At 63.2% G+C, this 6,367-nt stretch carries 8 protein-coding genes; 4 read left to right on the forward strand and 4 right to left on the reverse strand.

The features are described 5' to 3' along the window. The first annotated feature begins 429 nt into the window (after positions 1-429). From D769_RS19645 to D769_RS19660, 4 genes are all read left to right on the forward strand, one after another. Complete coding sequence (locus D769_RS19645; RefSeq protein ID WP_008648649.1) at positions 430-1,584, forward strand: integrase domain-containing protein; 1,155 nt, start codon at positions 430-432, stop codon at positions 1,582-1,584. 111 nt (positions 1,585-1,695) lie between these two features. Beyond that, positions 1,696-2,277 (forward strand): hypothetical protein, encoded by a 582-nt coding sequence (locus D769_RS19650; protein WP_008648650.1) that lies wholly within the window; start codon positions 1,696-1,698, stop codon positions 2,275-2,277. An 86-nt stretch (positions 2,278-2,363) separates the two neighbouring features. Next, a complete protein-coding gene (locus tag D769_RS19655; protein WP_008648651.1) occupies positions 2,364-2,657 on the forward strand; it encodes an HU family DNA-binding protein in 294 nt (97 codons plus the stop codon). Between the two features lie 4 nt (positions 2,658-2,661). Continuing rightward, positions 2,662-3,579, forward strand: coding sequence for a hypothetical protein (locus tag D769_RS19660; protein ID WP_008648652.1), 918 nt, complete (start codon positions 2,662-2,664; stop codon positions 3,577-3,579). Positions 3,580-3,669: 90 nt separating this feature from the next. Here D769_RS19660 and D769_RS19665 read toward each other — a convergent pair whose 3' ends face one another. The 4 genes from D769_RS19665 to D769_RS19680 form a co-directional block, all read right to left on the reverse strand. Further along, positions 3,670-4,560, reverse strand: a complete 891-nt coding sequence (locus D769_RS19665; RefSeq protein ID WP_008648653.1) for a DNA/RNA non-specific endonuclease — start codon at positions 4,558-4,560, stop codon at positions 3,670-3,672. A gap of 53 nt (positions 4,561-4,613) precedes the next feature. Further along, a complete protein-coding gene (locus tag D769_RS19670; RefSeq protein WP_008648655.1) occupies positions 4,614-5,204 on the reverse strand; it encodes a hypothetical protein in 591 nt (196 codons plus the stop codon). Positions 5,205-5,298: 94 nt separating this feature from the next. Beyond that, entirely contained in the window at positions 5,299-5,544 is a 246-nt protein-coding gene (locus tag D769_RS19675; RefSeq protein ID WP_008648656.1) for a hypothetical protein, read from the reverse strand. Further along, on the reverse strand, positions 5,541-6,367 hold an 827-nt coding region (locus D769_RS19680), incomplete at its 5' end, for a DNA methyltransferase (protein WP_008648657.1). The genes D769_RS19675 and D769_RS19680, both read right to left, overlap by 4 nt.

Genomic DNA, 6,367 nt, shown 5'->3' on the forward strand with positions numbered 1-6,367 from the left:
GACGGCGAACGCAGGCTTCTGAGCAAATATCGATCCGGGGGGCGCCACCGGTACCAGAACGGCGCAACAGGTAATCACCCATCACGGCAAAGGCCGCAGGCGTGTGGACGCAATCCACGCGAAGGCAGGCTCGCATCCAGAGATGCACCGGATAGGGTGGCCGCGTAAGCGGCGCGTGAGGCGAGAGCCTTGCGTGTTCGCGAAGCGGACGGTCACGACGCATTGCTTCCATGCTCAGGGCCGATCGGTTTGGCATCGCTAAAGGACCGGAAGAGTGGTTGTAGGACCGGCAGGGTGGGCCGGCAAGCTGGGGGTGGTACCCCGGTGCACCAAGCGGGCAGGGCCAATTCGGGGTTGGCGCCGCCGAGAATTGGGTTGCGCAGATTTGCGCGGCCGGCGGTATGCGCTTAGCGCGAATCGGAATCCTTCATGCTGAAGACAATTAACCTTCGACCGATCCTGGACCAGTACAACCTCCCCGAGCGTTTCAAGGCCGAGTTTGCGGTGTTGGCGAGCGAGCACCTCCACCTACCGCATAGCGGCACGCGAGTCAGCGGCCGGTCGCTCTCGCAAATGTCTCAACGCCAGAGGGCGCAGGCGCTTCTTGCGATGATGGTGGAGTTACGGCGCATCGGTGGCATGGCGGTGACGTCGCCGTATGCAATCCGGCAGAAGCACGTTCGCTGGCTTGTCCGCTACTGGGTAGAAGATCGCAAGCTGAATGTCGGCACTGTAGAGTTGCGGCTGACGCATCTGCGCGCCTTCATGTCGTGGATGGGCAAGGCCAACATGGTGGGGCGGATCGACGACTACACGGCGCGCCCGGAGGGTTACGTTCGCGGCTACGTCGCCAAAGAAGATCGGTCCTGGGAAGGCAAGGGGATCGATGCTCTGGCGAAGATTGCCGAGATTGAGGTGACGGATCGGCACGTCGCGCTGCAGCTGAAACTTGAGGCCGGATTTGGATTGCGTGCGAAGGAAAGCTGGCGGCTGCGTCCTGCTCTGGACATCCTTCCATCGGGCATGCTGCATGTCCACGATGGCACCAAGGGCGGCCGGCCGAGACGCGTGCCTATCGAATTCGACTGGCAGTACGACCTGCTAGGGCAGGCCGCGCGCTTGGCGCAAGCGACCAATCCTGGGAGGGAGTCGCTCATCCCGGCGACCTATACGCAGAAGCAATGGCGCCGGCGTTTCTATACGGTGTTGGAGAAGCATGGTGTCACCAAGAATGGCGCTGGCGTGACGGCACACGGGCTTCGCCACCAATATCTGCAGCAGATGTACCAGCGTCACAGCGGGCAGCCCGCTGCCGTCAAGGGCGGGGGCAAGGTTGAGGACGCGGCTGCGCACCACGAGGCCATGCGAAAGGTGGTGGAGGCCGCAGGCCATAGCCGCGCGACAAAGGCCAACGCGTACTTGTCGACGTATGCAACGCAGCGCGCCCAGGACAGGCCCGAACCCACGGTCGCAGAGATCGAGGCGGCAATTGCGCAAGCCGACGGTAACAAAGCCGCTGCGGCGAAGGCATTGGGCATTTCGCGCGCCAAGCTGTATCGCGTATTGTCGAAGCGGGACACGTAATGGCCGATATTGTGGGTGGTGGCAAAAAGTGTGAGCATGCTCACCCTATTTCCGCAGTAACACGACATATTTGTAGCGTGTTTCTCAGTCTGCCAGAGGCTTAGATGACCCATGTATGTAGACAAACTCTACTCTGACGATGCGCTTCGCCGCATCCTAGCCAATGGCGTCGCGGCAAACTCAACCGCCGAATGGCCCTGGCTTCCCATTTCCTCCCCGGCGTGGCCGTCGGCTCGCCGGCGAGGCCTGCGCACTAGTTGGGGTGGCATTCTGCTTTATACCTTCGATGAGTTGGAGGTTTCCGAGGTCGGTATCGAAGGGTACATCGTGGACAACCCTTTCTTCGACTTCGGTGAGATCTGGGGTGACGGCGTTGCGGTTGGCGCCTATCTGAGTGACCTGGTATCGATGCACTTCGCACTGTCAGCCAGGCGGCGGTTGAGCGGGGCCGGGTGGCAGCTCGAGGATCACGATACTGAGGCGGGAACGATTTTCCGCATTTCGTCCGCCATGCCGTCGGAGAAGGGCGATGTGTTGGGAAAGGCGTTGGGTGTAGCGCTTAAGCAGGCCGACGTCGCGCATCTTAGTCTCGCATGCCAGGGGCGCGCTTACCTCGGTGGTTTGAAGGACTTTGCGGAGCTGCCTGCGCGGCCGATAGGGGGAGAGGCGGGCTCCAGCGCCGAAAGTTCATGAAATTGGTGGGTCTTTCAAGGCAGGCGATGTAGTCGGGGCGTGCTTGAATACCCTGGCACATTCAACTCGAAAGGAGATCTACCCTCATGACGAAATCCGAACTGGTCGACGCCGTTGCGCGCAGTGTCGACGGCCTCACGAAGACCAAGGCCGAGCACGTCCTCAATGCAACGCTCGATGCCATCGTCGAGGCGGTAGGCCGCGGCGAAACCCTGAGCCTGATCGGCTTCGGTACCTTCAGCAAAGGCGAGCGTGGCGAACGCATGGCGCGCAATCCGCGCACCGGCGAGGAGATCCGGGTCGAGGCAGCCAAGACCGTGAAGTTCAAGGCGGGCCAGCGATTCAAGGACGCGGTCAACGGGGGCGCCGGTGGCCGGTGACGCGATGCATGCGGCCTCCCCACAATACGTGCCGGTCGCGGAGCTGCTCGCCGGCACCGCGGAGATCCCGCAACGCCTCGATGCGGCGACGATCCGATATCGCGGCGTCACTTGCCATGTCTATGGCGTGCTCCATGGTCTGACGGGCGGCACCAATCGCCAGTACAAAGCTCTGGTCGAAGACGCGATCGAGAATGCCCCGGGAGAGCTTGTCTTTGGCGAGACGAAGTTCGCGAAGCTGTACCGGGGCATCCAGGTCGAGATGGACGACTGGACAGAGATCCCACTGCGCGATGCATTCCGGATGCAGTTCAAAGCCGCTCTCACGCCGATGCGCATGTTTATGGTGGCCGCCGGCATGCGGCGCGAGCGGCGGACGATGGCGGACCGCTTCGGAGCGAACGGGTTTCGTCGTCTCCAGGACATCGGTGGCTCTGCCGCCTTCCATGCGCTCTCGCCCGACGAGCGGCGCAGGATTGCCGGCTTTCCGGAGCCCTACGCCTATCTCGTGGAGAATTGCCGGCGGCGGGCGGGCGTGGGTGATCGCTGCGGGCCTGTGTTTCCGGATCCTGATTGGCGCTGGCTTGCGATGATCGAGCCTGAGCTCAACATCCCGTTGCGAAGCGTCTTCATGCTGGAGTTCGCAGTGGAACGGGCGAGGGTGTTGGGGGGCAGTGAGATATCGATGTTCGTGGGCGAGATTCACAACTCCGACATGGTGTGGCTGGCGGGCTTCGACGAGTCCGCGGTGGACCCGAAGGTACGGGACATGGTGGACAATGTCCGCTGGCGCGCTATCGAGCTTGCGCGCGCGCCGCGGCGCCCTTCCCGGCTCCGCTTCGTTCTGGCTTCGCTGGCGGGGGCATCCATCCCGCTATCGTTGTACTTCGGCCTCGGAACGTGGCTTTGGGCACGAGGCTGACTGTAAATCGGCCAGTATGAAAGCGAAAGGCGCGTCAAAAGGCGCGCCTTTCGTCTTTTTTGAAAGGAACATGTTCCTTCCGGCGGGATGCTACCGCGCGTAGGCCAGCATGAGCGTGGCCAGCGCACCGGCGTGCTGAACCAGCCCACCGAGGGATTCAGCCGCATCCCCTGCTTTGTCGTTTCCAACAAGCCAGGCAAATGCGACACGGCGAGCCGCCTTCTCCCCCGGATGGGGTGTCGGCGGCGGTAGATCCAATGCGACGCCTCGCTTTGTCGGCGCCAGAGCGGGGAACGGATCGATGCCGGTGAAGTGCGACAGTTCGCTAATGCTGATGACGCTGTAGGCTTGCGTCGCATCGTTACGGACGACGTAGGCCGCAGCGCCGACGCCCGGCACATAGATTGCCTTCCACAAATAGTCCGGGATGCGCACGCGGCCGTTCAGCATTCGGGCGGCATTGGTGAATGCCGGACCGGTCACGACATGGATGGCGCCATACTGACGCGCGAGCTTGCGCGTCGATGTCTCGATATGGCTCCAGGTCCTCCGGTTCGACGTGCTGTTCTGAGGCACGACGTTGGCGAGGCTGAAGCTTTCGGCCTGAGACGCCTTGTCTCCGAAATCACCGCTCGGGGCAAGGTGGCCACGGTCGTATCCAGATCGTACGAAGTCTCGCAGCTGCGCACGCTCGCCAGCCGGCAAGCGATCTTCTTCATAGAAATCACTGTCGCGCGGCAATGTGCGGGCCGCATCCGCCGCGGCGGCGGTCAGGTGTTCGGCGGACCAAAGGGCCGTGCGGGTCTGCGGCGAGTAGAGGACTGCGTACGCGCGGTAGCAGAGCAGCTTGGTGTTGGCGGCAGGACGGCTGGCCGCCGGCTTGCCGGCCTCGAGGATGTTTCCGCATTGCGCGGCGTCCTTGGCGGAGGCGGCTGCCGCGGTGACGGCGAGGAGAAGGGCGACGGTAAGTTGACGGATCATTGCTGGGAGGGCGTCATTGAACACGCTCCCAGCTTGCCCTTTCTGGGCCAAAGTCAAGGCTGCCAGTGATCGGGGAGGCCATCGATAGCCTTACCAATGAACTCGTGCAGATCCAGAAGCGGCCAGTCCTTGTCGGCGAGGGATTCTTCGGCGATCTCCGCGCACAGTGCCGGCACATGATCGAAGCGGATCATCGGTGCGCCATCGATATAGATGATCTTCGCGCGCTTCAACAGTTTCTGGTATCTCGCCGCCTGGGAGATCACGGTCTCCGGTGGATCTACGTGCTTGAACTCGTACCCTGGCTGGGCAAGCGCCGCGGCCATGGCGGCAAACTTGGGTCCGACCGTCTCCCAGTCGGAGGTCGTTGCCGCCAGCAGATTCAGGAAGTAGGGGATGTCCGATGCGGTGAGCGCGCGCCGCGACATCATTGAGACCGCGTTCTGGTCGGCTGGGCGGTGCTCGACGCGGCTATTCCAGATCGCGCTGAGCGTCGTGAACGCGGTGTCCTTGTCCGCAGAGTCCAGGCGAACAGGAGGCGTAGAAATGCCGCATTCTTCACATACGATAACTGCCTGGAGCCGGCCAGAGATGTAGGTCGGGGCGCCGTCGCAGTGGGCGCATTGGAGGAGGCCGCTGGGCATGGGGAGAATCAGGATCGGGAAATGCCGGCATTATGCCTGCCCGCATCCTGTGCCCAACGGTCGGGCGCGACGGACTGTGCGAAAGGCGGCCGGGCTAAGGGACGTCGGTCGCCAGATAGTCCGCCGTCGTATTCAGGAGTTCCTGCAGCGCGGTGTCCTCGAAGCCCTGCAGGATTTCGGCATGGTCGCGCAGCGCGGCGCCAATCTGCCAGAATTCATTAAGCCAGTGGCCAGGCGGACCCATGGGGCCGCCCAGCTGCCCGGTGGCGATGGCACCGCGGATGGCAAGGACGGTTTCGGGTTCGGGGTATTCGCGTTCGTTGTCGTCGTGCTGCGTCATTGTCGTTTGGGTTGAGTGGCCCATTGCATGGCCGGGTGCATCTGAAAGCCGTCGAACTGGCGGAACAGTTCGGCGGCACCGCGCGCGTATTGCAGGATCCATTCCGTTGCGATCCAGCGCCGACCTAACCTCTCGGCGGCCAGGCCGGTGCGAATCGTCCCGCCAAATGGATCAACCACAAGGTCGCCTGGCTGGGACAGGAACCGCGTGAAGAAGTCGGGGATGTCGGTAGGCTGCATGGCGCCGTGGGTCGGCAAGCCGAGTGCCTGGGCGGCACGGCGATAGGCGCGAGTGTCCGAGCAGCTGTGGCCGCGCTCGATGACGTTCCGAGGCAGCCGCCCGGCCGTCTGGTTGCCGAAGGCGCTCTGCCGAATGCGATAGGCGCCATCTCCGTACACAGCGTTGCGCTGCTCCCCGCCGGCGGCGATCAGTCGCTGGTGCCGTTCGGTGTGGGCTTGGAGAATCTGGCGGTTATCGGCCCGCACGCAGGCGGGATCGTTTGTGAACCAGAGCACGGGCTCGTAAGCCGATGTGAGCTGGACATGTTCCACGCAGGCCCATCGCGTGGGCCCTGGCGGCTTGCTGTAGTTCACCCAGGGCACCCGGCCCATCAGCGACAGGCCGAGCCGGTCGTGCAATGCCAGCGTCAGGCGCTCGATATAGAGAGAGCGGGCCGGACTGCGCGGCTCGAAGATGTCGTTCGACACGTTGAGGACGATGCTACCGCCGGGCACCAGCCCTGCAACGATGGGTTCGAGCGCCTCGCACAGGAAATCGACGTATTGCGCCTCGGCGGGATTGTAGTTCCCCGGCACTTCGCCGC

Origin of the sequence: Cupriavidus sp. HMR-1 (assembly GCF_000319775.1) — a bacterium.
Taxonomy (GTDB): domain Bacteria; phylum Pseudomonadota; class Gammaproteobacteria; order Burkholderiales; family Burkholderiaceae; genus Cupriavidus; species Cupriavidus metallidurans.

Excerpts from the sequence above, each read along its gene's own strand:
- D769_RS19645 (WP_008648649.1), top strand. The coding sequence starts at position 430 with ATGCTGAAGACAATTAACCTTCGACCGATCCTGGACCAGTACAACCTC.
- D769_RS19650 (WP_008648650.1), top strand. The coding sequence starts at position 1,696 with ATGTATGTAGACAAACTCTACTCTGACGATGCGCTTCGCCGCATCCTA.
- D769_RS19655 (WP_008648651.1), top strand. The coding sequence starts at position 2,364 with ATGACGAAATCCGAACTGGTCGACGCCGTTGCGCGCAGTGTCGACGGC.
- D769_RS19660 (WP_008648652.1), top strand. The coding sequence starts at position 2,662 with ATGCATGCGGCCTCCCCACAATACGTGCCGGTCGCGGAGCTGCTCGCC.
- D769_RS19665 (WP_008648653.1), bottom strand. The coding sequence starts at position 4,560 with ATGATCCGTCAACTTACCGTCGCCCTTCTCCTCGCCGTCACCGCGGCA.
- D769_RS19670 (WP_008648655.1), bottom strand. The coding sequence starts at position 5,204 with ATGCCCAGCGGCCTCCTCCAATGCGCCCACTGCGACGGCGCCCCGACC.
- D769_RS19675 (WP_008648656.1), bottom strand. The coding sequence starts at position 5,544 with ATGACGCAGCACGACGACAACGAACGCGAATACCCCGAACCCGAAACC.